2 protein-coding genes are annotated in these 609 nt (G+C 35.0%); both read right to left on the reverse strand.

Annotated elements, in window-relative coordinates; genetic code table 11:
• Nucleotides 1-185 precede the first annotated feature (185 nt).
• Nucleotides 186-323, reverse strand: coding sequence for a hypothetical protein (locus NQ163_RS20600; protein ID WP_157471414.1), 138 nt, complete (start codon nucleotides 321-323; stop codon nucleotides 186-188).
• A gap of 88 nt (nucleotides 324-411) precedes the next feature.
• Nucleotides 412-609 (reverse strand): hypothetical protein (locus tag NQ163_RS20605; RefSeq protein ID WP_268192193.1); only part of this gene is annotated, 198 nt, incomplete at its 5' end.

Here is a 609-nt window from a genome sequence, read left to right on the forward strand (position 1 = left end):
GAATGGTAGAGAGGTGACTCCAAAATTGAAATGATAACTGCTTACTGCTGATGTTCACTACTTCCTGAACTTTTCTACCTTTCGACTATTCGACTTTTCTACCTTTTTACTTTTCGTATTCCTTTAAAAAGAATAAAGCCCCAAAGATGAATTCTTTGAGGCTTTATTGTTGAATGTTTATTTCTTTAGAAACAAAAATCCAAAACTTTAGCGGCATTTTCCTGGTCACCATTCTCTAAAAGATCCTGGGCCATTTTAATCAATTGATTGTCTGCCGCTCCATTTTTAATAGCTTCCGCTATTTCCTTTGGCAAGTTTTCCATTGTAGTAAGTGTTTTAAAAAAGTAGTGTCATACAAATGTATGAAAATAATTTATATTGTCAATCTGTCAAATGTGTCAAGTTATTTATTTAATGGCAAAATAGAGTCATTTCATTGTCGAAAACGTTTGTTTCATCTACGAGCAGGCAAACAGTCGAACAGTCGAACAGTCTAAGAGTTTGGAAAATAAACTCCTTTATCCTTGGGATTTTTTCCGTCGCATGTGAACGAGCTTCATTAAGCAAGGGCATATAGTTGCGACGATATTTGCGAACAGCTTCGTTTGT

It is taken from the genome of Marinifilum sp. D737 (assembly GCF_026672275.1).
GTDB lineage: Bacteria > Bacteroidota > Bacteroidia > Bacteroidales > Marinifilaceae > Marinifilum.

What these genes read in the sequence shown, in the direction of transcription:
- NQ163_RS20600 (WP_157471414.1), bottom strand. Translation starts at nt 323, where the DNA reads ATGGAAAACTTGCCAAAGGAAATAGCGGAAGCTATTAAAAATGGAGCG.